We start from the raw sequence: 26,084 nt of genomic DNA on the forward strand, positions 1-26,084 counted from the left end.
GGCGGCAGCCTATCCGGGCATGGTGTCCGGGTGGCCCGCCCGAGGGGTCAGTGCGTCGCGCCTGCACCGTCGGCATCGCGGGCGGCGCCGATCATGTCGTCGAGGCCGCTGGCGGCCAGCGCCGAGTGGACCGCACGGAGGGTGGCGGCGAGGGTGTGGCGGACCGACACGGTGACCATGCCCGGCTCGGCGTCGACGTCGACATCGACGTCGGCACCGTCGGCGGTCAGCACCGTCGTGGGGGCTGGCGGCCACACCGGGTCATCCGGGTGGTCCTCGGCCAGGTAGTCCCAGGTCTCGGGTGCGATGGAGTCCAGCAGCTCCGCGACGCGGTCGAGGTCGCCGATCAGGCGGGGGAGGGTCTCGCCGACCTCGTGCAGCAGGTCGTCGACCACCGCGGCGTGCTCGCGGCAGTACAGGTGGTCCGGTGGCAGGGACTCCCCGCACACCGCGCAGACATCATCTCGGTACATCGGCGCCGAGGATATCGGGGGGCTGCACGTCGGTGTCCCGCGTGGCCGGGTGCGTGTCGCTGGCCTGTGTGTCGTCGATCCGGATGTCGAGGGCGCGCAGCCACCCGTCGCCCGTGATGCCGGCGGCGGGCAGGGCCTCCACGGCAGCGGCACGGTCGGTGGGCGTCCCGCACAGGTCGGCCTCCAGCAGGGTCACCAGGGCGCGGGTCGGCACGTCCTGGGCGTCACCGACGGCGTCGAGGGCGTGGTCGAGGTGGGCACGGACGGCGGCCGGGCGCCCCCGATGGTGGGCAGCGAGGGCGGCGGCCAGCCTGACCATGGTCCGGTCGAGGTAGCTCGCAACCGGCGATGCCTCCACGAAGTCCACGAGCGGGGTCACCTGCTGGACTGCGCCCGCACGGGCGTGCACCAACGCTGCGACCGCGCTGTTGGCGACGATCGTGGAGGGGCCGGCATCGGGCCGCAGCGACCTCGCGGCCACGGCCAGCGCCGTGTCGGTGTCGCCCTCCTGCAGCGCGGCCAGGGCCAGGTGGCGGTCGATGTCGGGACCGGCGGTGGCGGTCAGCGCGTCCGGCAGCCGGCTTCGTGCGCGCCGGGGTTCGCCCTGGTGAAGGTCCATCCCGGCGGCGGCGATCCGGGCGAGGCTGCCGTGGGCCACGTCCTCGAGGCGGTCGGCGAGCGTCACGCCGTGGTCGGCCTCGGCCACCGCGTCGGCGGCCCGTCCGAGGTGGGCGAGCGCCCGTGCGAGCACGGCGTGGCCGAGCATCTCCCCCCAGCGGTGGCCGATACGGTGCAGCAGCCGGATGGCCTCGGTGGCATGGCGGGCAGCGGACACCGAGCACCCCTGCCACGTGTGCACCCCGGCCAGCAGGACCTCCGCGAGGCCAGCACCGAACGCGTGTGTCTCGGGGCGCAGGCCGGTGGACAGCGCCTGCTCGGCCTTCTCCATCGCCCCGTCGAGGTCGCCGGCGAGGAAGTCGATCCAGCCCAGCAAGCCGGCCGTGAACGCCGTGCCCAGCCGGTTGCCCTCGGCGGCGAAGCGGTCGCGGGCACGCACGGCCAGCAGGCTGGCACGGGCCAGGTCACCGGCGTTGAAGGCGATCCAGGCCTGGTGCTGCTCGGCCCAGGCCATGCCGGCGACGTCGCCGAGGCGTTCGTGGACCTGCCCGGCCTCGTGGACGGCGCGGGCGGCCGGATCCTCCATGCCGCGGAAGATCAGCGTCATGCCGAGCATGCGCAGGGCCGTGGCGAGCGCATGTTCGTCCTCGGACCGGCGGGCCGCGGCGACCGCCTCCTCCAGGGCGTGCGTGGACTCCTCGAGGTGCCCCCGGGACTGCAGGCCCTGCCCGACGACGACCAGCGCGAGGGCCGTCACGGCGGGGGAGGGGTCGGCGTCGACGATGGCGCCGGCGGCCGCGGTCGCCTCGTCGATCCGGCCGAGCTCCGAGAGCGCTCGGGCCCGGTGGAGCCTGATCGTCCACGGGACGTCGGCGTCGAGGGCGATGGCCCGGTCGGCGAAGACGAGGGAGACCGCGGGGTCGCGCTGGCCAGCCCACTCGGCGGCAGCATCGAGGGCCTCGACCGCCTCGGTGCGCAGGTCCGCAGGCACCGGCCCCATCGATGCGGCGAGCTCCGCGGCCGTGGCCAGGTGCTGGGCACGGCGACGCAGGGTCGTGCCGCCGCCGGAGGGGTGTGCCAGTCGACGCCCGATGTCGCGGTGCCGCTCGACCCGTTCGCGCTTGGGCAGGCGCAGGTAGGCGGCCTCGCGGAGGGCATCGGTCTTGAAGCGATAGCTGTCGCCCTCGATGACGAACAGGTCGCGGTCGACGAGGGCCTCCAGCAAGGCGGCCGCCCCGGCCTCTCCGCGGTCGGCGGCGACGGCCAGGAGCATGTCGACCGGGCCCGTCCAGCCGATGACCGCGGCGTCCTCGACGATCCGCCGTTCGGCGGGTTCGAGGACGTCGAGCCGTGCCGACAGCAGCCCCCGCAGGGTCAGGGGCATGTCCTCGACGCCGTCGGCCTGGCCGCCCTCGCCGGCCAGCGCCGCGATCTCCTCCAGCATCAGCGGGTTCCCCCCGCTGCGACGGACCGCGGCGGCCACGGCGTCGTCGGTGGCGGACGGCCCGAGCAGCTCACGGGCCAACGCGCTGGCGTCGTCGTCCTGCAGGGGGCCGAGCCGCAGCCAGGTCACGTTCACGGCGTCGGTGAAGGCCGAGATGTCGGGGACGTGGTCGTTCGGGTCGCCCACCCGGCTGGTGGTGACGGCCATCACCGGCATGCGACGCAGGCCCATCAGCACGTCGGTCATCAGGTCGATGATCGCTTGGTCGGCCCACTGGATGTTCGCGAGGACCGCCACGATGGGACGCCGTTCGGCGAGGTGGCGGACCAGCGTCACGATCGCGGCGGTGGCGGCAGCCCGCGCGGCCTCGACGTGCTCGGCGCCGTCCGGTGACATCTCCATCAGCTCGTGCAGGGCCGACGCCATGCGAGCGGCTTCGGGGTCGTCGGCACGCATCCCCATCGCACCGGCCACCACCGTCGTCATCGCCGCCTCGTCGTCGAGGTCGATGTCCAGCCCCACGGCGTTGCGGAGCATGTCCGCAGCGGGGGTCCACATGCTGGCCTCGCCGTACGGCGGGATACGGGCCTCCAGGACCAGCGCGTCGTGCCGCTGTCGGGCCCGCTCGACGAAGGCGTCGGCCAGCATCCGCTTGCCGACACCGGCGTCGCCGATCAGCTCGACGAGGTGGGCGCGACGGCGGACCACGGCGACGTCGAGGACCGCGTCCAGCAGCCGCTCCTCGGCCTCCCGGCCGACCACCGGCCCTCGGCGTCGGCCGAGCTCGTTTCCCGGGTCGCCGATCGGACGCAGGGCCACCCAGGTCTCGATGGGTTCCCGACGACCCCGGACGGCCAGGGGGCCCCGGCGACGGAAGGTGATCCGGTGCTGGGTCGCCCGGTGGGTCTGCTCGCCGACGAGGACCGCGCCCGGGTCCGCCGCGGACTCCAGCCGGGCCGCCACGTTGACCGCGTCGCCCATCGCGGTCCACGAGTCGTCGGCGGCGAGGCCGCCGACCAGCACCTCACCGGTGTTGACGCCGATCCGCATCCGCAGGTCGACGTCCTCCTCCAGGCCGACCCGGCGCACGGTCCGCTGCATCGCCAGCGCCGCACGGACGGCCCGCTCGGGGTCGTCCTCGTGGGCCACCGGGGCGCCGAAGAGCGCCACGATCGCGTCGCCGACGACCTTGTCGACCGTGCCCCCGTGCGCGGTCACGTCAGCCGCGATGCGGCCGAACAACCGGTCGACCAGCTGCTTGACCCGTTCGGGGTCCAGCGCCTCGGCCAGCGACGTGAAGCCGGCGAGGTCGCCGATCACGACCGTGGCCAGCCGCCGCTCGTCCGGAGGTGGCCCGGCAGGGGCCTGTCGTGGCGTGCCGCACGCGGGGCAGAACCGGGCCTCGTCGGCCAGCGCACCGCCGCACCCCGCGCAGGTCGAGGAGACAGCGGCGGCCGGCTCAGGAAGGGGCATCGAGGCCAAGCGTGCGCTGCAGGAAGGCCAGCTGCAAGGCCGTCAGGTTGGCGTTGACCGCCTCGTTGGGGGTGAAGTGGGTCACGCCCGACAGCGGCAGGACCTCGTGGGGCCGTCCGGCTTCCAGCAGCGCCCGGCTCAGGCGCAGGGTGTGGGCCGCGACGACGTTGTCGTCGGCCAGCCCGTGGATCAGCAGCAGCGGGCGGGTGAGCGCCGGGGCATCATCGATGATCGAGGAGCTGGCGTACGGCGCCGCGGTCGCGTCGACGCCCAGGTACCGCTCGGTGTAGTGGGTGTCGTACAGCGTCCAGTCGGTGACCGGTGCGCCGCTGACGGCGGTGTGGAACACGTCCGGTCGGCGCAGGACGGCCAGCGCCGCGAGGTACCCGCCGAACGACCACCCACGGATGCCGACCCGATCGAGGTCCAGCAGTCCGGGATGGTCCTGCGACGCCCGGTGCAGGGCGTCGACCTGCCCCTGGAGGGGCGGGCCGGCGAGATCGTGGTGGATGGCGGCTTCCCACGACACCGACTGGCCGGGCGCCCCGGGCCCGTCGGTCACGAGCACGGCGAAGCCGTTGGCGGCGAACCACGCGGGGGTCAGGTGCGCGGCGCCGGCTGCCAGGACCCGGCGGGCATGGGGGCCGCCGTAGGAGTCGACCAGGACGGGCAGCGGACCGTCCTCGGGGGTCCAGCCGGAGGGGTGGAGCAGCAGGCTCGCCGGGGTGTCGCCACCGCCGACCGGGCCGACGACGGTCACGGGCAGCTCGGGCGCCTCCTGGGCGTTGGAGGTGAGCGCGACCCCGTCGACGGTCACGGTCGTCGTCGTGTCGGACAGGCGTCGCTGGACGATCGCCAGGCGATCGGGGCGACCGGTCGCCCCGGCCACACCGTCGGGGTCGGACAGGACGGTCGTCGTGCCGTCGGTGCCCAGCGTCGCGACGACCGTGCACCACGGGGTGGCACGCACGTGGGCGGTCACGGTGACCGCGTCGTCGCTGGTGCACACGATGCTGGCGACCATCAGGTCCGGGTCCCCGAGCAGCTGTTGGTCCGCGCCGGTGCCGAGGGCGATCCGTCGGGTGTCGTCGGCCTGGACGACGCGGACCAGCCGACCGTCGGGGGTGCGGGTGGGACTGCCGGGGACGAGCTCGATCCACGGGTCGGCGACGTCGTCGACCAGGACCTGGGTCGTGCCGTCTCCGGGGTCGACGGACAGCACGGCGACCCGGCGCTGGTCACGGCTCTGGACGACGAGCAGGGGCGGTCCGGCGGCGGTCCAGACGACGTCGGCGACGTAGGGCAGCGCCTCGCGGTCCCACTCGATGTCGATCCGGTTGCCGCCGAGGTCGACCAGCGCGAGGGTGACCTCGGCGTTGGGCGTGCCCGCTGCGGGGTAGCGGATCTGGACGGGGCGGGCGTCGGGGTCGACGGGACCCGCGATCCACCAGCGGTGCACCGGGCCCGTGTCGACCCGCGCGGCGACCAGCGAGCGGCCGTCCGGCGCCCACCAGTACCCACGGGTGCGGCCCATCTCCTCGCCGGCGACGAACTCCGCCAGCCCCCAGCTGACATCGGGGGAGCTGTCGCGGGCCAGCATGCGGGGGGCGTTGGTGCCGTCGGCCCGGACGACCCACAGGGCCTCGTCCTCGACGTAGGCGATCATGCCGCCGTCGGGGCTCGGGCGCGGGTCGACCACGGGGCCGTCGACGGCCAGCTGCTCGGTGAGGCCGGTGGCGACGTCGCAGACCATCAGCTTGCCGGACAGGGCGAAGACGGCGATGTCGGCGTCGGTGTCGGTGGCGTAGGCCACGATGCCGCTGCCGCGCTCGCGTGCCCGTTCGCGACGTGCACGTTCCTCGGCAGGGATGTCCTCGGGCAGGTCCGCCGGCATCAACGAGGCGGCGTCGGCCAGCAGTCGCTCACCGTCGTCGTCGAGGCACCACAGGGCCTGCTCGGGACGGTCGCCGTCACCGCGGAGGAACAGCGTCCGCTCGCTGGCGACCGTCAGGCTTCGCGGCACCCCGAGGGAGAACCCCTGGGTGCGGGCGTGGAGACGGGGAAAGTCCGGCACCGTCGTGTCGACGGGCCGGACCTCCTCTTGGCTCACGACCCCTCTGGGGCCGCCGGCTGCTGCGCGGCGGGTGCCGGTGCCTGCTCGGGCTGTTCCTGCTCGGGCTGGGCCTGCTCGGGCTGGGCCGGCTCGGGCTGGGCCTGCTCGGGCTGTGCCTGCTCGGGGGTGGCAGGGCTGGCGTCGTTGGTCGTCGCCGCGCCTGCAGGGGCAGACGGGGGCGGGGGAGCGGACGGACGTTCCCCGACCTCCGGCTTGGGCATCGGCGGGTCCACCTGCATGCCGGCCGGGTCGATCGTCGACACGGCAGCGTCGACGGCCTCGACCGCCTCGGCGGCCTGCTGCTCGGGGTTGCTGCCCAGGGGCATCCCGTCGTGCGGGCAGCGCGACTCGTGGCCCGGGCGCACCCAGGTCCAGGCCTGGCAGGCCGGGCACCGGGTCTCGGGGCGGACCATCGGGTTGCCCTCGAGGACGAGCGGCAGGTGGATGTCGGTGAAGCCGGCGCACACGAACGCCTCGTAGGCCTTCTCGCCCAGCATCCGGTTGTCGGCGGCCACGCCGTCGAGGATCTCCTGCGGCACCAGGTCCGCACCGTCGTCCACCAGCGCCTTGATGAGGTCGGCCGACTCGGGACGACCCAGGTCCAGGCCCTCGAGGGTCGGGACGCGGAGGGACTCGGGCATCTCCAGCTCGACACCGCGGGAGGTCCACGACTTCCAGCGGGCGAGGCCCTCGGCGCGGTTCTCCGCCGCGGCGCTGCGGACGTCCTCGGCGATGCGGCCGACCAGCTGGTCGCCGTGGCCGTGGTCACGCGCCCATGCCAGGACGGCCGCGATGTCGTTTGCGCCGAGGTCGACGCGGTCGATGAGCGCCGGCACCCGGTCGGGGTACTGGTCGTGGGTCATCGACAGCGTGGCGAGGGTTGCCGGCAGGCGGTCGGCGAAGCGGCCGAGGAGCGTGTCGATCGGCTCGGGGACGTCCTTGCCGGACTCGCGCAGGGCAGCGGCCTCGGCCAGCCAGCGGTCGCTGGGGTCCTCGGGCACGTTGGCCTCGAAGCTGGGGTCCTTGCGGAGCATCGCCGCGAGCACGACGGGACGCTGGCGGATGGCAGGGCCCATCGGCTCGAGGATCTCCTTGAGCCAGCGCCAGGGCAGGCCGGCCGCACGGTCGATGTCGCTGGCGACGCGGTCGGCCGAGCCGAGCAGGCCCAGGTGCGTGGCCGTCTGCATCTTCTTGCGGGCCTTCTCCTGCGCCTTCTGGCGCGAGGCCAGGACCGGCTTGCACTCCTCGGGGAACAGCTTGAAGAGCTCCCAGAGGTGGAACAGGTCGAGGTAGCGGCCTGCGGCGGCGCTGGCGAGGAAATGCCGGCAGAGGGCGTCGGGGCCGAGCAGCGCTCCGGCGGTGACCGGTGGGATCTCGGAGATCACGGCTTCGCGGTGCTTGCGTGCCATGCGGGCGAGCTTGGGGTCGGGGTTGACCACGTACTCCAGCGCCGCCTCGCTGGTGGCGCCGATCCGCTTGACGATCGCCGAGGGGTCGGGGCCCGTCGGCTTCTTCTTCTTCTTTTTCTTCTCCGCCGGCTTGGCGTCGGCACCGTCGCCGGACGCCTGCGCCTCGCCTGCGGTGGCCTCGTCCGTGGGAGCCTCGCCCGTGGGGGCCTCCGCCTCGGACGCCTGGGCCTCGTCGGCTGCCGGTGCGTCCGTGGTGTCCTGCGCGTCGGACTCCTCGGCTGCGGGCTGTTCGTCAGCGACCTGGGTCTCGGCAGGCGCCGACTCCGCAGCGGGCTGCGCCTCGGCGGGCGCGGCGTCCTCGGCAGGCGCGGCGTCCTCGGCCGGCGCGTCGGCAGCGGGGGCCGAGGCAGCTGGGGCGTCGGCAGCGGGCGCCTCGGTCGTGGGGGCCTCGGAGGCCGTGGCCTCGACAGGGGCCGCCTCAGCGGGCGCCTCGGCGGGGGTCGCCCCGTCCGAGTCGGTGACCGGTGCCGGCGGTGCGGGCTCCTGGTCGGTGGTGGGCTCGGGCGAATCGGACGGCGTTGCCGTCATGGCGGACCTCCTGCCTTTCGCGAGCGCTGACGCTCGCAGCCTGGACCTGTGATCTCGCGGGTGGGTCGACGGTCGGGCACTGGTGCCCCCTTCAACCGGTCGCCCTGCGCGAGGGTCGAATCGATGACCACCGCTGGTGCGGTGGTCGCCGCAGAATACTCGACTTCGTGTTCGGCACCAGCGTGCCGACGAACGGGTGCCACCACCGACGGTCGGTTCACGCGTGTGACCCGAGCCCTGGTGGACCCAGCTCTGGATCAGCCGTCGGGGTTGGCGGGGATCTGCAGCTCCTGCCCGACCTGCAGCGGATTGGTGTCGGTGATCCCGTTGGCGCTGGCGATCGCACCGAACTGCAGCGGGTCGCCGTACACCGCCTCGGCGATGGCGGAGAGCGTGTCGCCCTCCTTGACCACGTAGATCTGGCCGCCGGTGGCGTTCGGCGTGGCCGTCGTCCCGTCGGTGGTCGCGCCGTCGGTGGGCGTCGTGCCGTCGCCGGTGATCGTCGATCCACCGTCGGCCGACGCGATCTGGGCGTTCAGGGTCACGATCTCCTGCTGCAGCGACGTGATGTCGGCCTGCAGCTGGGCGGTCGTGGCCTGTTCGGAGGCGAGCTGGGCCTCCAGGCTCGCCTGGACCTCGGGGTCGACACCGCCTCCCGCGGAACAGCGTCCGAAGAGGAAGAAGATCAACACCGCGAGGCCGAGGACGCCCACCCTGCCCCACAGGATGCGTCCTCCGAGGTCGTCGGCTCCGTCATACTCGAAGTCCATGAACACCGATTATCCACGGATTGTCCACCGACGTGTGGAAGCAGCACGCATCGATGTGCGAGTCCGTGCGGTGTGCACCCCCTCCACCTAGCCTTTCGAGCCCAATGCTCGACCGTGAATGGGTCAGCCTGACCGACCCCGACGAACCGCACGAGCGGTACCTGTTCGACGTCTCCTTCCTGACCTCGAGCTACTCCTGCATCTACGGGCAGGGATGTCCCGGCACCGACGGCGTGCCCGGGGACGACCGGGGGTGCTGCCGGTTCGGTGCGCACTTCGTCGACGACGAGGACCGCGACCGGACCATCGAGATGGTCGAGGTGCTGGGGCCGGAGTACATGCAGCACTACGACAGGGCGGTGAAGAAGGGGATCGTCGCCACCGAGTCCGACGGCGCCGAACGCACCCGCAAGGTCGACGGTGCCTGCATCTTCCTCAACCGCACGGGATGGCACCGGGGCGCGGGCTGCGCGCTGCACCACTACGCCATGGACCGCGACGCCCACTTCGTGGACTACAAGCCGGAGGTGTGCTGGCTGGTGCCGCTGCGGCGCGAGATCGTCACCGACGTCGCCGACGACGGCGAGGAGCGGGTCACGACGACCATCACGTCCTACGACCGTGGCGCCTGGGGCGAGGGCGGGGCGGACTTCGACTGGTGGTGCACCACCGACGACGACCGGGCCTACGGCGGGTCGACGCCGGTGTACGAGTCCATGAAGCGCGAGCTGACGGTGATGACCTCGCCGAAGGTCTACGCCGAGCTCAAGGCGTACCTTGACGATCGCCGGCCGACGGGCCGCCGTCCGCTGCCCCTGCTGCCGCCGCGGTGAGCTCCACCGGGTCCTCGGCCGGCAGCCTCGATGCGCCGCAGCTTCGCGAGACCGCCGACATCTGGTGGGACTCCGGGACCGACCCGCGGATCGCGTGGGACGGACGCGGCCGACGGTTCTGGCTGGTCGACGGCGTCGATGCGGGGAAGCGCCTGACCCTGCTGGAGCTGCATGATGACCCGGCCGAACCGGCGGTCATCGCCGCCGCGCTGCGCGACGGGCTGGCGGCCTGCGACTTCCCGCCGACCGCGGACGGCGTGGCCCCGGCGCGCGCCGCAGCGACGCTACGCGCTGCCGGCCTCGAGGTCTGAGGGCCGGTTGAGGTTCCACGCCCAGCGGTCATGATCGACCAGCGCGGCCGTCTGGGCCTCGCACAGGATCGTGGCGTCGAGCTGTCGGGCGGCGTCGACCAACGACCGTGTGCCGCTGGCGGCCAGCAACGACAGGGCGGGGGCGCACGAGGTCGCCCACACGGCGTGGAGTGGCTGGGGGTACCCGGCGGCCGTGGGCACGATCGCCGCCTCGCCCTGCCAGTACGCCGCCAGCCGGGCGAGGAAGTCCAGGTCGGGCTCGGGCAGGTCCACCGCGAGCACGAACGCCACGTCCCCCTCGGCCTCGGCCAGCCCGGCCGCGAGCCCGCCGAGCGGCCCGGTGCCGGTCGGTCGGTCGGGGACCTGGGGCACGCGCAGCTCTGGGATCACCCGTGGGCCGGCGGCCACGACCACGTCGTCGCAGAGCCGCTGGAGGTGCGCCACGGCTCGGTCGACCAGGCGTGTGCCCTCGTACCGCAGGAGCGCCTTGTCGGTGCCCATGCGGACCGAGCGCCCGCCCGCGAGCACGATCCCTGACGTCGTCACACCAGCGACAGTAGCGCGGTCGCCGGGTGCGGTTGGGACAGGTTTTTCGTCGAAGTCGAGCTTCCGGGCGTGGTCAGCCCAGCCGGGCCAGGAGGTAGCCGGTCACGTCGGCCAGCACCCGCTCCTGCTCGGGCTCGTTGAAGACCTCGTGGTACAGGCCCTCGTAGAGCTTCAGCTCGACCTGGCCGCCCAGCTCGTCGGCCAGCCGCCTGGACCCGGCCGGGTCGGCGAGCTGGTCGGCGGTGCCGTGCACGACGAGGGTCGGCTCGGTGATGGACCCGACCCTCCGCATGATGCGGTCCTCGAACTGCAGGAGGGTCGCGCCGGTGGCCGCGGGGATCTTCCCGTGGAACACCAGGGGGTCGTCCTCATAGGCGCGGACGACGGCGGGGTCGCGGCTGACCGTCTCGGCGGGCAGGCCCTGCGTCGGTGCCGTCGGCAGGAACCGACCGAGGATCGGTGCGAGGGTGCGCAGCACCCCGGGGACCTCGGCGGCGTTGCGGACGTAGGGGGCGCTCAGCACGACGGCCTCGACCGGCGCGTGGTCGCCCGCCAGGTGCTCCAGCACCACCGCGCCGCCCATGGAGTGGCCGAGCAGCACCTGGGGCAGGGCCCCGTCGGCGGTGTCGGCGAGCTCCTCGCGGAACAACGACAGGTCGTGGGCCAGGGACGGCATGTCGCGGACGAGCGCGCGCGGCCCGCCCGAGCGACCGTGGCCACGCTGGTCGTAGGTGGCCACGACGTATCCGGCGGCCGTCAGCGCCTCGGCGACGTGGGTGTAGCGGCCGGAGTGCTCTCCGAAGCCGTGCACCAGCACCACCCGCGCACGGGGTGGGGCCTCGGGCCGCCAGGTCTGGGTGAAGACGGTGACGCCGCCGCGGGCGATGAAGCTGCCGGTGGAGTGGTCCATGCCGCGATCGTAGGACCGCGGCGACCACCACGTGTCAGTCCAGCCCGGTCACCCGGCCACCGGCCCGCCAGTACTCGCCGCCGCCCCGGTCCATGAACCCCTCGTCGACCAGGGCCCGCCGCAGGGCGGCGTAGTCGGGATGCCACAGCGAGAGCATGCCGTTGACCCGGCGCTCCTCGTACCGCTCGCCGGGGTCGAACTCCAGGGCCAGGCGCTCCAGGACGACGAGGCGGTGCGACCGCTTCGACGGGATCTCGCTGAGCCGGTTGCCGGTGGTGTAGCGGGCCAGCACCTCGCCCTCCTCGGTGGTCATGCCGAAGAAGACGCGCGGCGCCGGCGGTGGGGGTCGGTGCAGCTGCTCGGCGACGGCCACGAGCCCCGACTCCTGCAGGACCCAGCCGTCGGCGTCGTCCCGGGCGACCAGCCCCTCGACCGCCAGGACCCCGAGCGCCTCCAGCACGGCGCGCCGGTCCTGTCCGGTCGCCTCGACGAGGGCGTCGGTGTCCTGCGCGCCGACGGCGAGCAGCCCGAGGACCGCAAGCCGGCCCCGGTCGAGGGCGAACTTTGCGAACTCCTCGGGCGTCATGGGTGGGTAGTGTCAGCCCTTCTCCACCGGCACGTCCACGAGGGAGCCGTACTCGGTCCAGGACCCGTCGTAGTTGCGCACCCGGTCGTAGCCCAGCAGCTCGTGCAGGACGAACCACGAGTGGGCCGACCGCTCGCCGATCCGGCAGTAGGCGACGATCTCGTCGTTGCCGTCCAGGCCCTTGCCCTCGTAGATCTCCTTGAGCTGGTCGATCGACCTGAACTCACCGGTGTCGGGGTTGACCGCGGTCGCCCACGGGATGTTCGTCGCGCCGGGGATGTGCCCGGGCACCATCGCCGCTTCCAGCGGCAGGTGCGGCGGGGCGGTCGTCTCGCCGGAGAACTCCGCGGGCGAGCGAACGTCCACGAGGGCCACGCCGTCGGGGGCGCCGACGAACTCGGCCAGGACCTGCTCGCGCCGCGCCCGGATGTCGGCGTTGGGTTCCTGCGTGACGTACCCGGAGGTCGCGGTCACCGCGGTGGTCTCGTCGGTCAGCTTGCGACCCTCCAGCTCCCACTTCTTGCGGCCGCCGTCCATCAGCGAGACGGTCTCGTGGCCGTAGACCTTGAAGTACCAGTAGGCGTAGGCGGCGAACCAGTTGTTGTTGCCGCCGTACACCACGACGTGGGTGTCGTTGGTGATGCCGTTGGCGTCCATGAGGGCGGCGAAGCCGTCGGGGCCCAGGAAGGTCCGGCGGACCGGGTCCTGAAAGTCGGCCTTCCAGTCGAAGCCGATGGAGCCGGGGATGTGGCTGCGGCTGTAGGCCTCGATGTCCTCGTCGACGTCGATGACGACGACACCGGGGTCGTCGGCGTGGTCGGCAACCCAGTCGGTGGTGACGAGCGCGTCGGGATTGGTTGGCATGGCGGGGTCCTTCGGTCGAGATCGGCGAGCCGGCGGCGGGCAGCGGGCCCACGCGGCAACGGCGCGGAGCCTAGTCCCGGTCGTTGGTTCGATCGCCCGTGGGAACGGTGGCAAACCGCTGGCGGGACAGGGGGAACGGTGGGAACGATGCGGGGTGGCAGACTCCGCCGACATGCCGTCCCCTGCCGTTCCCCCGCCCCCACCTGCCGATGCCCTGCCGGAGGATCCCGCCCGCGACAACGCCACGGCGCTCGCCGAGCTGGCCGAGGCGTATCACCAGCTGCAGATGTCGGCGGACCCGCTGATGGCGACCTACTACGGGCTGGACGTCCACCGCGACCGGTTGCCGGACACGACCACCGAGGGACGCGACCGGGTCCGCCGGGACACCGCAGCCCTCCGACATCGGGTCGGGAGGATCGATCCCGCCGGGCTGTCCCCGACGGAGGAGACCACGCGGCTCGTGCTGCTGCGGCTCACGGGCGACGACCTGGCGGCGCTCGACGGTCGCTGGTCGGCCCGGTCGGTCGACGACTTCGCGTTCGGGCCGTCGGCGGAGCTGCTGTACCACCTCGGGCGCACCCAGGTCCTCGACGACGTCCACGGCCACGAGCACGTGCACCGTCTGGCCGCCGTGGGTGCCTACCTCGACGGGGCGCTGGCCGAGCACCGGCGAGCCGTCGGCGACGGCATGACCCCGACTGCCCGAGGTGTCGCCGAGGCCGTCCGGCGGGTCCGGCGGGTGGCCGGCACGCCTGCCCAGACGAGCCCCCTGCTCGCGCCGTTGTCCGACCGCGATCCGGTGGTGCGCGCGCAGGCCGCCAACGCCTACCGGGAGGTCGTCGTGCCGGCCCTGCACCGCTACGCCGACGGCCTCGAACGCCACGTCGCCCCCGGCGCGCGTCCAGACGACCGGTCGGGCCTGTGCTGGACCGACGACGGGGCCGAGGTGTACGGCGCGATGTTGTCGCACTTCACCACGCTCGACCGTCCGGACCCGGCCGCGATCCACGACCAGGGACTCGAGATCGTGTCCGCGCTGCAGGAGGAGATCGCGGAGGTGGGGCAGCGGCTGATGGGGCTGTCGGACCCCGCGGCGATCAGCGAGCGGCTGCTGAACGACCCGTCGCTGGACTACGCCGACCCCGCCGAGATCGTGCCGCACGCCCAGGCGATCTGCGACCGGGCGGCCGAGGCCGCGCGTGCCGTCTTCGGGCGGCTGCCGACCACGCCCTGCATCGTCAAGCCCGTCCCCGAGGACGAGACCGGGGCGGGCGCGGCCTTCTACGACCCGCCGACGCCGTCGCGCCCGCACGGCATCTACTGGGTCAACACCGTCGACCCGCGGCTGCACCGCTACGAGGCCGAGGCAACCGCGTTCCACGAGGCGGCGCCCGGCCACCACACCCAGCTCGGGCTGCAGGCCGAGCTCGACCTGCCGGCCTTCCGGCGCATCGGGACGTTCCTGTCGGGCTACGGCGAGGGCTGGGGCCTGTACACCGAGCGCCTCGCCGACGAGCTGGGGTGGTACTCCGGGGACCTGGACCGGCTCGGCATGCTGGCCACCGACACGATGCGGGCCTGCCGGCTGGTGCTGGACACCGGCCTGCACCACCACGGCTGGTCACGCCAGCAGGCCATCGAGTGGTTCACCGCCCATGCCCCGCTGTCACCGGAGCTGATCGTCAGCGAGGTCGACCGCTACATCGCCTACCCGGGCCAGGCATGCAGCTACATGCTCGGCCGGCTGGAGATCGTCCGGCTGCGCGCGCAGGCCACCGAGCAGTTGGGCGACCGGTTCGACCTGTCCGGTTTCCACGACACCATCCTCGGCGAGGGGGCCGTCCCGCTGGCGGTGCTCCAGCCGATGGTCGACCGCTGGGTCGCGTCGCTCGTCGAGTGACCCGACGGGTCAGGCGGGCGGGAGCGGGGGTGGCTGCCCGGGCCCCGTGGGATGCTGCCCGGGGTTGGGCGGGGGCGGCATGTGCTCGGCCCGGGCGATGACGTCCTTGGCCTCGCCGTAGAGGTCCTTGCGGGTGGCCTTGATCGACCGGCTGATCTCCCGGGCGGTCCAGCCGACCTGCGCGCCCACGCCGACGAGGAGCTTGCGCTCCTCGCGGCTGATCATCCCGTCGATGAGGGCGGCGCGGATCAGCTGGACCATGAACGCCTGGGCCTGCTCCTGGCCCTTCGGGAGGGCCACCGGCTGCGACTGGTCCATCGAGGTGTTGATGATCTGCTCCAGCCGCTGCGGCCCGACCCCTCGGCTCTGCGCGAGGTGGATCAACATCTGGCGTTCGCGGTCGTGCAGGACGCCGTCGCTCATCGACATGCGCGCCACGGCGACCAGCAGGTCGGGTTCGTTGAGGAAGCGGTCGGTCTCCAGGCGTTCGTGCCCGCCGGCGGCGACCGTCCGACGGTCCTGCGCCTGCTCCTGGACGAAGGCCCGCATCGCCGAGAACGGCTGCACGTCCTCCAGCACCCAGTCGGTCGAGCCGTCGTTGATCGGTGTGCCGCAGAAGCGGCATTCGCTGGCCTTGCCGACGTCGAGCGGCCCGGCGCAGTTGGTGCACGAGAAGGAGGTGAAGGTGTGGGCCAGGTTGCTGGTCACCCCGACCTTGCGCTTGAGGACCAGCACGTGGGTGTAGATGCGCTGTGGCGTCAGCTCGCGCGGCTTGGTCCGGTCGCCGGTCGACTGGATGCCCGACCACCGGACCTGGACCTGGACCCGGTCGAACGCCTCACCGGGTCCGGCGGGCAGGGCGCCCTTGACCTCGACCGATCCGACGGCCGGGTTGGACCAGAACGACCCGGTGGACGCGCGCCAGAGCTGCGGGACGTCGACGGCGTCGGGCTGCAGGATCGGCCGCGCCAGGTCCAGGTCGTCGTGGTAGATCGCCATCATCGATCGCCAGTAGACGACCGAAGCGCGGTCCTCGAGGTGCTGCACGTTCAGGCCGGGGTCGCGGCCGGCAAGCTCGGCCCATCCCGGGACGTCGTGGCGGGCGGGCGGCACGATCCACTCCTCGTCCTGGGTGATCTCCGACAGCACCCAGTCGTACTCACCGGAGTTGACGATCGCCCGGCAGGCCGTGCACTGCGCGCGGTCGGCGATGTGCAGGACCTCCCCGCAGTTGGGGCACGACCCCTGCAGCAGTCCGGCACCCTGACGGGTGCGCACCCCCGGACGGCGGGAGAACGACCAGATCTCGGTGAAGGTGATGGGGGAGGAGTCTGAGTTGCCCGACACCCGTCGCCCGGTGGTCAGGCTCTCGTTGTAGCTGATCGCCCGCGCCGTGAACCTGACGTGGATGGTGTCGTAGTGGGTGTCGGAGGTGATCGCCACGGTCCGGGCGTCGGTGACGACCACGTCCTTCATCCGGTTGCGGATGCCCTCGACCTTCTGCATGTCGATGTACAGCCCGAACCGCTCGTGGACACCGTCGGAGACGAACGGTCGGCTGGGGGTCAGGTCCTGCTCGGACCATGCGTACTGGGTGGTGATGAAGCCACGGGCGACGTCGTTGAGGAAGCGGTGCTCGTCGAACCCCGGGTCGCGCTGGACGATGGCGGCCAGGGCCCGCTGTCGCAGCATCTCCTCCTGCACCTTGCGGCCCTGCCGGATCGTCCGGGTCACCTTCTGCGACTGCTGCTTCTTCGTCGCGCTGCCGATCAGGGCGAAGACGCCCCAGATCACGAGGAAGACGATGACCGTCGTCGGGGACAGGTCGCCGCCCCCGCCGCTGCCCCCGCCGAAGCTGGACCCGCCACCGAAGCTGGACCCCCCGCCGCCGCTGAAGCCGCCGCCGCTGCTGCCACCGCCGAAGTTCCCACCACCGCCGGCCTGGGCGATGACGATGGCCGCATGTCCGAGCAGGTCCCACATGGGGCCTCACGCTAACGGATCAGGGGCCCGGCGAGAGTGACGGTTCGATCACGGTGCTCGAGCCCTGCTCGGCCACGGCCCTCGTGTCGGTTCGCTGCGCCAGCCAGACCCCGCCGATCAGCACGATCGCGCCGACCAGCACGTTCGGGCCGAACCGCTCGCCGCGGACCAGCGCTCCGGAGATCAGGCCGACGACCGGCACGATGTAGGTGACCATGGAGGCGTTGGTCGCACCCACGCGTTCGATCAGCGTGAAGTAGATGAGGAAGGCCAGCCCGGTGCCGAGCAGGCCGAGGGCGCTGAGGGCCAGCACGGGCACCAGCGGCAGGTCCCATGCGGGTGGGGGCGGGCCGGAGGTCCCAAGGGCCACCATCGTCAGGACGCCGGCACCCATCGCCAGCTGCACCGCCGTCGCCGGCAGGGGGCGGTACCGGCCCGAGACGGCGGCGCGGGTCACGACCGTGCCGAAGCCGTAGCCGACGGTCGAGCCGACCGCGGCGAGCAGGGCCGGGACGGGGCCGCCGGCCTGGACCTCGCCGCCGACGATGACGACCGTCCCCGCGATGGCGATCAGCAGGCCGAGGACCCGCGAGAGGTACAGCCGTTCCTGTCCGGCGGCCACGGCCAGCGCCAGGGTCGCAGCCGGTGTGGTGGAGTTGAGGACCGCCGTCAGGCCCGAGTCGAGGAACTGCTGGGCCCAGGCCTGCAGCGCCCAGGGCAGCCCGCTGCCGACGCTGCCGATGAGCAGCAGGGCGAGCAGGGTGCGTCGGCCGCGCGGCAGCCCCAGGTCACGGTCGCCTCGCCACCGCGCCCTGGCCAGGACGATCGCGGCGACCAGCAGGCTGCCGATGGTCAACCTGCCGGCGACGATCCACGTCGGCGGGATCGCGTCGACAGCCAGCTTCACGAACAGGAAGGAGTTGCCCCAGAACAGCGCCAGCAGCAACAGCAGCAGCGCATCGCGGGTGGTGAAGGCGCTCGACCCCGGACGTGACACGCCGCTGCAGTCTGCCCGGGGGGACCGGACCTTTCCGCATGCCACTGCTCGGCCACCCGGTCACGAGACCCGGTCCCGAATCGACCGAGCCGGCCGACCGCCGCCTCAGATGACGGCGGTCTCGATGGTCAGGTCCGCGCCGTCGAACCGGTCCAGCCGGAAGGGCGACAGGTCGACGGAGTGCGCCTCGCCGTCCAGCACCTCCTCGGCGATGACCAGCCCGGCGGCAGGGGCGTGCATGACCCCGTGGCCGGAGAACCCGCAGGCGTTGACGAAGCTCGGGGCCGTCGGCACCCGGCCGAGGACGGGTGAGTAGTCGGGGGTCACCTCGTAGTACCCCCACCACGACGCCTTCTGGTCCAGCTCCTCCTCCTCGAACCAGGGGTACCGCTCGAAGGCCGCCTCCATGATCTGGTCGAGGTGGTCCCAGTCCACCCCGGTCAGGAACCCGGTCGGGCCGTGGTGGTCGTGGTGCCCGATGAGCAACCGGTTGCCCTCCGAGCGGAAGTACACCCCCGACGGCAGGTCGATGGTGAGGGGCAGGACCCGCTCGCGGTCCCTGGGGGCGGTGACGAAGACGTCGTTGCGGAAGGGCACGACCGGGACCTCGAGCCCCGCGAGGGCGGCGACCTCGCCGCCCCAGGCCCCCGCGGCGTTGACGACGACGTCGGCGCGAAGGGTGTCCTTGTTGGTCGTCAGCATCCAGCCGTCGCCGTCGGGGTCGATGGCCGTGACGGTCTCGAGGCGGTGGAAGACGGTGCCCTGCTCGCGGGCCCGGGCCATCAGCAGCTGGGCGGAGCGGTCGGGGTCGACGAAGCCGTCGTCGGGGCCGAACGTGGCGCCGTGGATGCCATCGGGCACGAAGTCGACGATCTCGCGCGCTTGGTCGACGGTCAGGATGTCCACGCGCGCACCCTCGGCGCGCTGCATCTCCACCTGCGCCAGCCGTTCCTCCCAGCGGTCCTCCGGCACGAGGAAGAGGTAGCCCTGCGGCTGGTAGCCAGAGTCGTTGGCCCGGTACCACTCGAGGGACTTCAGCGACAGCTGGACGTTGGGTGGGGTGGAGAACTGCACGCGGAACCCGGCGGCGCTGCGCCCGGTGGAGCCCATGGCCACGCCCTCCTCCCGCTCGATGACGGTGACCTCGGCCCCGCGAGAGGCCAGGTGGTAGGCGCAGGAGGCGCCGATGATGCCGGCGCCGATGATCGCAACGTGGGTCATGGCCGTATCGTTGCACGCATGCAGCGCACTCTGTTCTCCGACGATCACGATCTGTTCCGCGAGACCGTCCGGGGCTTCGTGGCCGACCGGGTCGTGCCGTTCCACGACGCGTGGGACGACGACGGCATCGTGCCCCGGTCGTTGTTCACCGAGGCCGGCGAGCTCGGCATGCTCGCCTTCAGCGCGCCGGAGGAGTTCGGCGGGGCCGGCATGGCCGACTTCCGCTTCAACCAGGTGCTCAACGAGGAGTTCTACTACGCGGGGGTGGCGTCGGCGGGGCTGGCCCTCACCCTCCACAACGACATCATCCTCCCGTACTTCGCCGAGCAGACCAACGACGAGCAGCGTGCCCGCTGGCTGCCGGGCATCTGCACCGGCGAGACGATCACCGCCGTCGCCATGACCGAGCCCGGGATCGGATCGGACCTGGCCGGCATGGCGACCACCGCGATCCGCGACGGCGACCACTACGTCGTCAACGGGGCCAAGACGTTCATCTCCAACGGCATCAACGCCGACCTGGTCGTCACGGCCGTGAAGACCGACCCGTCTGCCCGCCACGCCGGGGTGTCCCTGCTGGTGATCGAGCGGGGCATGGAGGGCTTCGAGCGGGGCCGGAACCTGGACAAGATCGGCCTGCACGCCCAGGACACCGCGGAGCTGGCCTTCGACGACGTCCGGGTGCCCGTCGAGAACCGCCTGGGGGAGGAGGGGGAGGGCTTCGCGGTCCTGACCCACAACCTGGCGCAGGAGCGGCTCTCGATCGCCATCTCGGGCGTGGCGGCTGCTCGGGCCGCCATCGGCTGGACGGTGGACTACGTCAAGGAGCGGGGCGCCTTCGGCAAGCGCATCGCCGACTTCCAGAACACCAAGTTCGTCCTTGCGGAGTGCGACACCGAGGTGGCGCTGGCGGAGTCCTTCACCGACCAGTGCGTGCTGGCCCTCAACGAGGGCAGTCTGACCCCTGCGGACGCCAGCCGGGCCAAGTGGTGGTGCACCGAGCTGCAGAAGCGGGTGCTGGACCGATGCCTGCAGCTGTTCGGGGGCTACGGCTACATGCGTGAGTACCCGATCGCCCGTGCCTACGCCGACGCCCGCATCACCACGATCTACGGCGGTACGACGGAGATCCAGAAGACCATCATCGCCAAGGACCTGGGCCTCTAGGTCGTCCTGTAGGTCGTCCTGGCACTGGGTCGTCCTGGCACTGGGTCGTCCTGGCACGGTCGCGGCCGGTGAGGTCGGCCGCCCGGGGCGGGGAGGAATGCGGAGGGGGGGGTGTCGAACTCCCGCTCGACCGCCCGCTGTCCAACCCCGAGGAACCCGTCGTGCATCGTCCCCTTCGCATCGTGCTGGCCACCGTGCTCGCCCTGTCGGCGCTGGCCGGCCCCGCCGCCGCCTACTACGACGAGGAGCGGGAGGTGGAGTTCGTCGAGTCGACCGCCTGGTTCACCTCCACCACCACCGGCGTCAGCAACATCGACACGGAGGTGCTCGGCGAACGGATCGGCTGGAGCCAGGACGCGCCGACCGGCTCGGCCGGTCGCACCGTCGCCACCGCGCACGCCGGCCTCCTGAGCATCCTCTCCGAGGACTACTACGAGTCGCAGTCCTTCACCGCCGAGGGCGTCGTCACCGGCTACATGGAGAACATCGCCCTCCAGCTGTACTACACGAGCCCAGTGCAGAACCTGTGCGGCATGGGCCTGTCGATCGACGTCGTGATCGACGGCAAGCGGGTCATGGACATGGCAGGGATCGGCAACACCGAGGACGTCGTGACCTACCAGATCTCCGACGACCACTACGTCGCGCAGGTCGCCATCACCAACATCGCCGAGCAGATGGAGTCCATGGGCATCTTCGGCGCGGCCGACACCGAGCACGCCGTGGAGATCGTCGCCGAGCAGTACCCCCTCTGCCAGGAGGCGATCTGGACCTACGGCGCGGCGGAGACCCCCTCCAACCTGACCGTCAACCTCGAGCCGGGCAGCGCGGCCCTGCGCCAGTACACCCAGTTCGACGCCACCAACCCGCCGGTCTCGGCGGAGTAGCCGGCAGGCCCGGAGCAGCCCGGCAGGCCCGGAGCGGCCCCGCAGGCGGCTCAGGCCCTCGCGATCGCGTCGACGAGGGCCCGGAGCTCGCGGCGGCTGACCGCCGCGTCGGGTGCGAAGCCCATCGAGCCGTGGAAGGTGCCCGGAAAGGCGTGCAGCTCGGTGGGCACCCCCGCATGCATCAGCCGCTGGGCCCAGGCGATCCCCTCGTCCCGGAGGGGGTCGTGCTGGTCGACGGTGACCGTCGTCGGCGGCAGGCCAGCGGGATCGATCACCCGCATGGGTGCGGCGTAGGGCGACACGTCGTCGGTGCCGTGGGCGTTGCCGAGGTAGGCCTGCCACGAGAGCTCGGCCATGCCGCGGTTCCAGATGCGGGGGTCGGTCACCTCGTGGCTGGACGGGGTGACCAGCCGGTCGTCGGTGACGGGGAACCCCATGACCAGCGCGTCGATGGTCGGCCCGCCGTGGTCGCGGGCGTGGAGGGCGAGGCCTGCGGCGAGCGCCCCACCGGAGGAGACGCCGAAGGCCACCAGGCGGTCGACGTCGGGCTGGTCGGCCAGCCAGGCCAGCGCCGCCCGGCAGTCGTCGAACGCCGCCGGGAAGGGGTGGGCCGGAGCCAGCCGGTAGGTCGGGGCGACGACGACGGCGTCCAGCTCGCGGGCCAGGTCCCGCAGCGTCGGATCGGCCAGGCCGACCCCGCCGGACACGAACCCGCCGCCGTGGAGGACCAGCACCCCTCGCCCGGCGTCCGGGGTGCGCTCGCGACGGCGGTAGGTGCGGGCGGGCACGGCCGGGTTGCCGTCCAGCCCGGGCAGCTGCAGGTCGGTGATGTCGAGGGTGTCGTCGTCGGGTGGGGGCACCGGCCGCTCGTCGGGTACGAACGCCGTTACCCCTCGGCGGGCGTCCAGCGCCGGCGGCAGGTCGTCCAGCGCCGCGGCGATCTCCGGGTCCAGGACCGCCCGCAGCCGGTCGTCGTGCGTCGGCCCGTTGCGCTCGGGGTCGGGCCGGTCGGGGTCGGGCCGGTCGGGGTCGGGCCGGTCGTGGTCGGGCCGGTCGTGGTGGTCGGGAGGGGGCGTCATGGCGGCCGGCACCCTACCCCTGGGTGTGTCGTCGTAGCGGCCACAGGTCGTGGTTGGCCGACACACCCAGGGGTGGGCGGGCCGGTCCCGCGAGTGGCGTGTCGTCGAAGCGGCCACAGGTCGTGGTTGGCCGACACACCTCGGGGCACGAGAGACTCGCCGCATGCTGACCCACATCGTCCTGTTCGACGTCGACACCCCCGACAACGCCGAGGAGGTCGTCCGCCGCCTCACCGAGATGGCGCCGAAGATCGACGTCGTCGAGTCCCTGGAGGTGGGTCGGGACGTCGTCGGCTCGGACCGCTCGTGGCAGATCGGCCTGATCGTCAAGCTTGCCGACCGCGAGGCCCTCGACACCTACGCCGCCCACCCCGAGCACGTGGTCGTCCTCGACTTCATCCGCTCCTGCGTGACCCGCTCCGCCGCCGTCGACTTCGTGAGCTGACGTGCGGTTCCTCGACGCCGACGCCGTCCGCGCGGCGCTGCCGATGTCCAGGGCGGTGGAGGTGGCTCGGGCGACCTTCGAGGCGCTGGCGGCCGGGATCGTCGAACAACCCGCCCGTCGGTGGATCCAGCTCGAGCAGCCGTCCCTCCTGGCCGGGTTGATGCCGTGCGGCGTCGGCGGCGACGAGCCCGTCTACACCGTGAAGCTGGTCACCCTCGTCCCGGAGAACGTCCAGCGGGGGCTGCCCTCCATCAACGGCATCGTCACGTTGTTCGACGGCGTCACCGGGGTGCCGACCGCCGTGCTGGACGGGGGTGCGATCACGGCGATCCGGACCGCGGCGGTCAGCGGGCTGGCGACCGACCTGCTGGCCGCTCCCGACGCGGGTGACCTCGGCATCGTCGGCGCCGGCGTCCAGGGTCGGGCCCACCTCGAGGCGATGGCCGCCGTCCGCACCCTTCGCCGGGTCCGGGTGTGGAACCGCACCCGTGCACGTGCCGAGGCGCTGGCGGAGTGGGGGAGGGGGCTCGGGCACGACGTCACCGTGGTCGACGACGTCGCCGAGGCCACCCGTGGCGCCGACCTCGTCTGCGTGTGCACCAACAGCCACGAGGCCCTCGTCCACGCCGCCGACATCGACGACGGCACCCACGTCAACGCCGTGGGGGCGTTCACCCCGACCACCCGCGAGCTGGCCGCCGACCTGATCGCCCGTGCGCGCGTGGTGGTCGACGATCGCGAGGCGGCGCTGGAGGAGGCCGGCGACATCCTGCTGGCGATCCACGACGGGACCGTCGGCGCCGATCACGTCAGCGCTGACCTGACCGAGCTGGTCGCCGCCGGTCCGCCACCCCGCCGGGACGGTGAGGTGACGGTCTTCAAGTCCGTCGGCGTGTCGGCGGAGGACGCCTTCGCCGCCGCGGCGGCCGCCGGGGCCGCCGCCGGCTGACCCAGCCGGGGACCGTCAACGACCCTCGAACGTGGGCTTGGCCTTGTTGAGGAACGAGTCGATGCCGTGCAGCGCGTCGCGCGTGGCGCCCATCCGGGAGATCCACTCCGACTCGTCGGCCATCTGCGCCTCCAGCGACTGCTGCATCGAGGTGCGCAGCAGCTTCTTGACGCCGGCGTAGGCCTGCGTCGGCCCCGCGGCCAGCTGCGTGGCCAGCTCCATCGCCCGGCCCGCCAGGTCCTCGTCGGCCACGACCTCGGTGACCAGCCCCCACTCCAGCGCCTCGGCCGCGCTCAGGCGGCGGTTGGTCAGCATCAGCTCCTGCGCGCGACGCAGCCCGACCAGGCGGGGCAGGTACCAGGAGGAGGAGAGGTCGGGCGTCAGGCCCGCAGCGGTGTAGGCCATCGTGAAGGCCGCCGACTCACCGGCCAGGACGATGTCGCCGCCCAGCACGAAGCTCATCCCGCCACCGGCGGCCATGCCCTGCACGGCGATGATGACGGGCGCCGGACCGCGGCTCAGCCGCTCGGCCGCCGCGTGGGCGAACGCGGTCAGGGTGCGCAGCGCCGCCGCGGTGTCGTCGACTCCGGCGAAGTACGACAGGTCACCGCCGACGTGGAAGGCCTTGCCCTCGGCGTCGACGAGGACACAGCGGACCTCGGGGTCGGCGGCGATCGACGCGGTGACGGACTCGAGGTCCTGCACCTGCGCGAGGTCCAGCGCGTTGTGCTTGTCCGGACGGCAGAAGGTGATGTGGGCGATGCCGTCGGACTTGTCGTAGCGGAGGCTCGTGTACTCGTGGCTCATGGCCGCAACCTACCGTCCCGGTACCGGGCGAGCAGGGTCTGGGTGGACGAGTCGTGCGTCCCCTCCGCCCCGTCGATCTCCGCCACGATCCGCTTCGCCAGCACCTTGCCGAGCTCCACGCCCCACTGGTCGAAGGAGTTGATGCCCCACACGGCACCCTGGACCAGCACCCGGTGCTCGTACAGCGCGATCAGCTGGCCGAGCACCGATGGGGTCAGGCGGTCGGCGAGGATCGTCGTGGTGGGGATGTTGCCGGGGAACGTCCTGTGGGCGACCAGCGCCTCGTCGACGCCCTCGGCCCGGACTTCCTCCGCGGTCTTCCCGAACGCCAGCGCCTCGCCCTGGGCCAGCAGGTTGGCGATCAGCTGGTCGGCGTGCGCCCGGGCGGTCTCGGCGGGCAGGTCGACGTCGGGGGAGACGATGCCGATCAGGTCGCACGGCACCGTCGTCGTGCCCTGGTGGATCAGCTGGTAGAAGGCGTGCTGGCCGTTGGTACCGGGTTCGCCCCACACGATCGGGCCGGTCTCGGTTCCGACCGGCTGGCCGTCGAGCCCCACCCGCTTGCCGTTGGACTCCATGTCGAGCTGCTGCAGGTAGGCGGGGAAGCGGGCCAGGTCGTGGCTGTACGGCAGCACCGCGTGGGTGGGGAAGTCGAAGAAGTTGCGGTACCAGATGCCGATCATCGCCAGCAGCACGGGCACGTTCTCGCGCAGCGGGGTGTCGCGCAGGTGTTCGTCGACGGTCCGCATGCCGGTGAGGAAGTCCCGGAACCCGTCGGGGCCGATGGCCAGCATCAGGGACAGGCCGATCGCCGAGCCGACGGAGTACCGGCCACCCACCCAGTCCCAGAACTCGAACATGTTGTCGGTGTCGATGCCGAAGTCCGCCACTCCCTCGGCGTTGGTCGACAGCGCCACGAAGTGCTTGGGGATGGCGTTGCGGTCACCGCCGAGGCCATCGAGCAACCAGTCCCGGGCGGACGAGGCGTTGGTGATCGTCTCGATCGTCGTGAAGGTCTTGGAGGCGATGACGAACAGCGTGGTCGCCGGGTCCAGCCCGGCCAGGTTGCGCGCCAGGTCGGCCGCATCGACGTTGGACACGAACCGGCAGTCCATCGTGGCGTGGGCGGCCAGCGCCCGGTAGGCCATCGCCGGCCCGAGGTCGGACCCGCCGATGCCGATGTTGACGACCGTCTCGATCGGACGGCCGTCGTGGCCACGCCACTCGCCGCCACGGACCCGGTCGGCGAAGGCCGCCATGCGGTCCAGCACCGCGTGCACGTCGGGTACGATGTCGTGGCCGTCGACCACGATCGAGGTGTTCCGTGGTGCCCGCAGGGCCGTGTGCAGGACGGCCCGGTCCTCCGTGGCGTTGATGTGCTCGCCGGCGAACATGGCTGCGACCTTCTCGGGCACCCCGGCGGCCTCGGCGAGGGCGACCAGCGCGTCCAGCACCTCGTCGGTCAGCCGGTGCTTGGCGATGTCGACGTACAGGTCGCCGACGGTGCCGTGCAGCCGCGTGCCCCGGTCGGGATCGTCGGCGAACAGCTGGCGAAGGTGGGTGTCGGCGAGGGTCGCGTGCAGGCGGGCGACCTCGGCCCATTCAGCGGTGGCGGTGATGGCGGGCATGGTGCTCCCGGCGTTCGGAGGTTGCGGTGAGGGTGGGTTGTAGCGCACCCGGGTGGGCCCCGGGTGACCGGCCGGCCGAT

The 26,084-nt window shown here is 72.6% G+C and carries 22 protein-coding genes; 7 read left to right on the plus strand and 15 right to left on the minus strand.

Going from position 1 to position 26,084, the window contains the following annotated elements; translation table 11 throughout:
- Positions 1-47: 47 nt before the first annotated feature.
- The 5 genes from CUC05_RS04115 to CUC05_RS04135 form a co-directional block, all read right to left on the minus strand.
- A complete protein-coding gene (locus CUC05_RS04115; protein ID WP_157965188.1) occupies positions 48-473 on the minus strand; it encodes a hypothetical protein in 426 nt (141 codons plus the stop codon).
- The gene (locus CUC05_RS04120; RefSeq protein ID WP_157965189.1) at positions 460-4,008 is read right to left on the minus strand and encodes an adenylate/guanylate cyclase domain-containing protein; all 3,549 of its coding nucleotides are present in this window, start codon (positions 4,006-4,008) and stop codon (positions 460-462) included. Before CUC05_RS04120 ends, CUC05_RS04115 begins: the two co-directional genes overlap by 14 nt.
- Positions 3,995-6,118 (minus strand): S9 family peptidase, encoded by a 2,124-nt coding sequence (locus tag CUC05_RS04125; protein WP_205712120.1) that lies wholly within the window; start codon positions 6,116-6,118, stop codon positions 3,995-3,997. The genes CUC05_RS04120 and CUC05_RS04125 overlap by 14 nt, the downstream gene beginning before the upstream one ends.
- Positions 6,115-8,118 (minus strand): hypothetical protein, encoded by a 2,004-nt coding sequence (locus CUC05_RS04130; RefSeq protein WP_108664802.1) that lies wholly within the window; start codon positions 8,116-8,118, stop codon positions 6,115-6,117. Before CUC05_RS04130 ends, CUC05_RS04125 begins: the two co-directional genes overlap by 4 nt.
- Positions 8,119-8,375: 257 nt before the next feature.
- Positions 8,376-8,888 (minus strand): LysM peptidoglycan-binding domain-containing protein, encoded by a 513-nt coding sequence (locus CUC05_RS04135; RefSeq protein ID WP_157965190.1) that lies wholly within the window; start codon positions 8,886-8,888, stop codon positions 8,376-8,378.
- 104 nt (positions 8,889-8,992) lie between these two features.
- Between CUC05_RS04135 and CUC05_RS04140 the strand changes: the two genes are divergently transcribed.
- Together CUC05_RS04140 and CUC05_RS04145 are read left to right on the plus strand one after the other, a co-directional pair.
- A complete protein-coding gene (locus CUC05_RS04140; RefSeq protein ID WP_108664804.1) occupies positions 8,993-9,721 on the plus strand; it encodes a DUF3109 family protein in 729 nt (242 codons plus the stop codon).
- Positions 9,718-10,032: a hypothetical protein gene (locus CUC05_RS04145; protein WP_108664805.1), complete on the plus strand. Its 315-nt coding sequence runs from the start codon at positions 9,718-9,720 to the stop codon at positions 10,030-10,032. Before CUC05_RS04140 ends, CUC05_RS04145 begins: the two co-directional genes overlap by 4 nt.
- On the opposite strand, the gene mobA is transcribed toward CUC05_RS04145, so the two are convergent.
- The 4 genes from mobA to CUC05_RS04165 all read right to left on the minus strand — a co-directional run bounded on the left by mobA (position 10,006) and on the right by CUC05_RS04165 (position 12,938).
- The gene (gene mobA / locus CUC05_RS04150) at positions 10,006-10,578 is read right to left on the minus strand and encodes a molybdenum cofactor guanylyltransferase (protein WP_157965191.1); all 573 of its coding nucleotides are present in this window, start codon (positions 10,576-10,578) and stop codon (positions 10,006-10,008) included. The genes CUC05_RS04145 and mobA overlap by 27 nt on opposite strands.
- A gap of 73 nt (positions 10,579-10,651) precedes the next feature.
- Positions 10,652-11,488 (minus strand): alpha/beta hydrolase, encoded by an 837-nt coding sequence (locus CUC05_RS04155; protein WP_108664807.1) that lies wholly within the window; start codon positions 11,486-11,488, stop codon positions 10,652-10,654.
- A 34-nt stretch (positions 11,489-11,522) separates the two neighbouring features.
- The gene (locus tag CUC05_RS04160; RefSeq protein ID WP_108664808.1) at positions 11,523-12,074 is read right to left on the minus strand and encodes a DUF2087 domain-containing protein; all 552 of its coding nucleotides are present in this window, start codon (positions 12,072-12,074) and stop codon (positions 11,523-11,525) included.
- Positions 12,075-12,086: 12 nt separating this feature from the next.
- The gene (locus CUC05_RS04165; RefSeq protein ID WP_108664997.1) at positions 12,087-12,938 is read right to left on the minus strand and encodes a sulfurtransferase; all 852 of its coding nucleotides are present in this window, start codon (positions 12,936-12,938) and stop codon (positions 12,087-12,089) included.
- Positions 12,939-13,092: 154 nt separating this feature from the next.
- Between CUC05_RS04165 and CUC05_RS04170 the strand changes: the two genes are divergently transcribed.
- Positions 13,093-14,841: a DUF885 domain-containing protein gene (locus tag CUC05_RS04170; RefSeq protein WP_157965192.1), complete on the plus strand. Its 1,749-nt coding sequence runs from the start codon at positions 13,093-13,095 to the stop codon at positions 14,839-14,841.
- Positions 14,842-14,850: 9 nt separating this feature from the next.
- Here CUC05_RS04170 and CUC05_RS04175 read toward each other — a convergent pair whose 3' ends face one another.
- The 3 genes from CUC05_RS04175 to CUC05_RS04190 all read right to left on the minus strand — a co-directional run bounded on the left by CUC05_RS04175 (position 14,851) and on the right by CUC05_RS04190 (position 19,042).
- Positions 14,851-16,824 carry a TIM44-like domain-containing protein gene (locus CUC05_RS04175; RefSeq protein ID WP_157965193.1) on the minus strand — a complete coding sequence of 658 codons (1,974 nt, stop codon included), beginning with the start codon at positions 16,822-16,824 and terminating at the stop codon, positions 14,851-14,853.
- Positions 16,825-16,843: 19 nt separating this feature from the next.
- Entirely contained in the window at positions 16,844-17,821 is a 978-nt protein-coding gene (locus CUC05_RS04185; RefSeq protein WP_157965194.1) for a DMT family transporter, read from the minus strand.
- A 105-nt stretch (positions 17,822-17,926) separates the two neighbouring features.
- The gene (locus CUC05_RS04190; protein ID WP_108664813.1) at positions 17,927-19,042 is read right to left on the minus strand and encodes an NAD(P)/FAD-dependent oxidoreductase; all 1,116 of its coding nucleotides are present in this window, start codon (positions 19,040-19,042) and stop codon (positions 17,927-17,929) included.
- Positions 19,043-19,060: 18 nt separating this feature from the next.
- On the opposite strand from CUC05_RS04190, the gene CUC05_RS04195 reads away from it, so the two are divergent.
- Together CUC05_RS04195 and CUC05_RS04200 are read left to right on the plus strand one after the other, a co-directional pair.
- Positions 19,061-20,209: an acyl-CoA dehydrogenase family protein gene (locus CUC05_RS04195; protein WP_108664814.1), complete on the plus strand. Its 1,149-nt coding sequence runs from the start codon at positions 19,061-19,063 to the stop codon at positions 20,207-20,209.
- 161 nt (positions 20,210-20,370) lie between these two features.
- Positions 20,371-21,096, plus strand: coding sequence for a hypothetical protein (locus CUC05_RS04200; RefSeq protein ID WP_157965195.1), 726 nt, complete (start codon positions 20,371-20,373; stop codon positions 21,094-21,096).
- A gap of 50 nt (positions 21,097-21,146) precedes the next feature.
- Here CUC05_RS04200 and CUC05_RS04205 read toward each other — a convergent pair whose 3' ends face one another.
- Positions 21,147-22,175 carry an alpha/beta hydrolase gene (locus CUC05_RS04205; protein ID WP_108664998.1) on the minus strand — a complete coding sequence of 343 codons (1,029 nt, stop codon included), beginning with the start codon at positions 22,173-22,175 and terminating at the stop codon, positions 21,147-21,149.
- Positions 22,176-22,338: 163 nt separating this feature from the next.
- On the opposite strand from CUC05_RS04205, the gene CUC05_RS04210 reads away from it, so the two are divergent.
- Positions 22,339-22,620: a Dabb family protein gene (locus CUC05_RS04210; protein ID WP_108664816.1), complete on the plus strand. Its 282-nt coding sequence runs from the start codon at positions 22,339-22,341 to the stop codon at positions 22,618-22,620.
- A 1-nt stretch (position 22,621) separates the two neighbouring features.
- Positions 22,622-23,569: an ornithine cyclodeaminase family protein gene (locus CUC05_RS04215; RefSeq protein WP_108664817.1), complete on the plus strand. Its 948-nt coding sequence runs from the start codon at positions 22,622-22,624 to the stop codon at positions 23,567-23,569.
- A 15-nt stretch (positions 23,570-23,584) separates the two neighbouring features.
- On the opposite strand, the gene CUC05_RS04220 is transcribed toward CUC05_RS04215, so the two are convergent.
- Both CUC05_RS04220 and pgi read right to left on the minus strand, forming a co-directional pair.
- A complete protein-coding gene (locus CUC05_RS04220; protein ID WP_108664818.1) occupies positions 23,585-24,376 on the minus strand; it encodes an enoyl-CoA hydratase/isomerase family protein in 792 nt (263 codons plus the stop codon).
- The gene (pgi, locus tag CUC05_RS04225) at positions 24,373-26,004 is read right to left on the minus strand and encodes a glucose-6-phosphate isomerase (protein ID WP_108664819.1); all 1,632 of its coding nucleotides are present in this window, start codon (positions 26,002-26,004) and stop codon (positions 24,373-24,375) included. The genes CUC05_RS04220 and pgi overlap by 4 nt, the downstream gene beginning before the upstream one ends.
- Positions 26,005-26,084: the final 80 nt, after the last annotated feature.

The organism is Euzebya rosea (genome assembly GCF_003073135.1).
Taxonomy (GTDB): Bacteria; Actinomycetota; Nitriliruptoria; order Euzebyales; family Euzebyaceae; genus Euzebya; species Euzebya rosea.

Coding starts and splice junctions, on each gene's coding strand:
- CUC05_RS04115 (WP_157965188.1), bottom strand. CDS start 473: ATGTACCGAGATGATGTCTGCGCGGTGTGCGGGGAGTCCCTGCCACCG.
- CUC05_RS04120 (WP_157965189.1), bottom strand. CDS start 4,008: ATGCCCCTTCCTGAGCCGGCCGCCGCTGTCTCCTCGACCTGCGCGGGG.
- CUC05_RS04130 (WP_108664802.1), bottom strand. CDS start 8,118: ATGACGGCAACGCCGTCCGATTCGCCCGAGCCCACCACCGACCAGGAG.
- CUC05_RS04135 (WP_157965190.1), bottom strand. CDS start 8,888: ATGGACTTCGAGTATGACGGAGCCGACGACCTCGGAGGACGCATCCTG.
- CUC05_RS04140 (WP_108664804.1), top strand. CDS start 8,993: ATGCTCGACCGTGAATGGGTCAGCCTGACCGACCCCGACGAACCGCAC.
- CUC05_RS04155 (WP_108664807.1), bottom strand. CDS start 11,488: ATGGACCACTCCACCGGCAGCTTCATCGCCCGCGGCGGCGTCACCGTC.
- CUC05_RS04160 (WP_108664808.1), bottom strand. CDS start 12,074: ATGACGCCCGAGGAGTTCGCAAAGTTCGCCCTCGACCGGGGCCGGCTT.
- CUC05_RS04165 (WP_108664997.1), bottom strand. CDS start 12,938: ATGCCAACCAATCCCGACGCGCTCGTCACCACCGACTGGGTTGCCGAC.
- CUC05_RS04175 (WP_157965193.1), bottom strand. CDS start 16,824: ATGTGGGACCTGCTCGGACATGCGGCCATCGTCATCGCCCAGGCCGGC.
- CUC05_RS04190 (WP_108664813.1), bottom strand. CDS start 19,042: ATGACCCACGTTGCGATCATCGGCGCCGGCATCATCGGCGCCTCCTGC.
- CUC05_RS04195 (WP_108664814.1), top strand. CDS start 19,061: ATGCAGCGCACTCTGTTCTCCGACGATCACGATCTGTTCCGCGAGACC.
- CUC05_RS04205 (WP_108664998.1), bottom strand. CDS start 22,175: ATGACGCCCCCTCCCGACCACCACGACCGGCCCGACCACGACCGGCCC.
- CUC05_RS04210 (WP_108664816.1), top strand. CDS start 22,339: ATGCTGACCCACATCGTCCTGTTCGACGTCGACACCCCCGACAACGCC.
- CUC05_RS04220 (WP_108664818.1), bottom strand. CDS start 24,376: ATGAGCCACGAGTACACGAGCCTCCGCTACGACAAGTCCGACGGCATC.
- pgi (WP_108664819.1), bottom strand. CDS start 26,004: ATGCCCGCCATCACCGCCACCGCTGAATGGGCCGAGGTCGCCCGCCTG.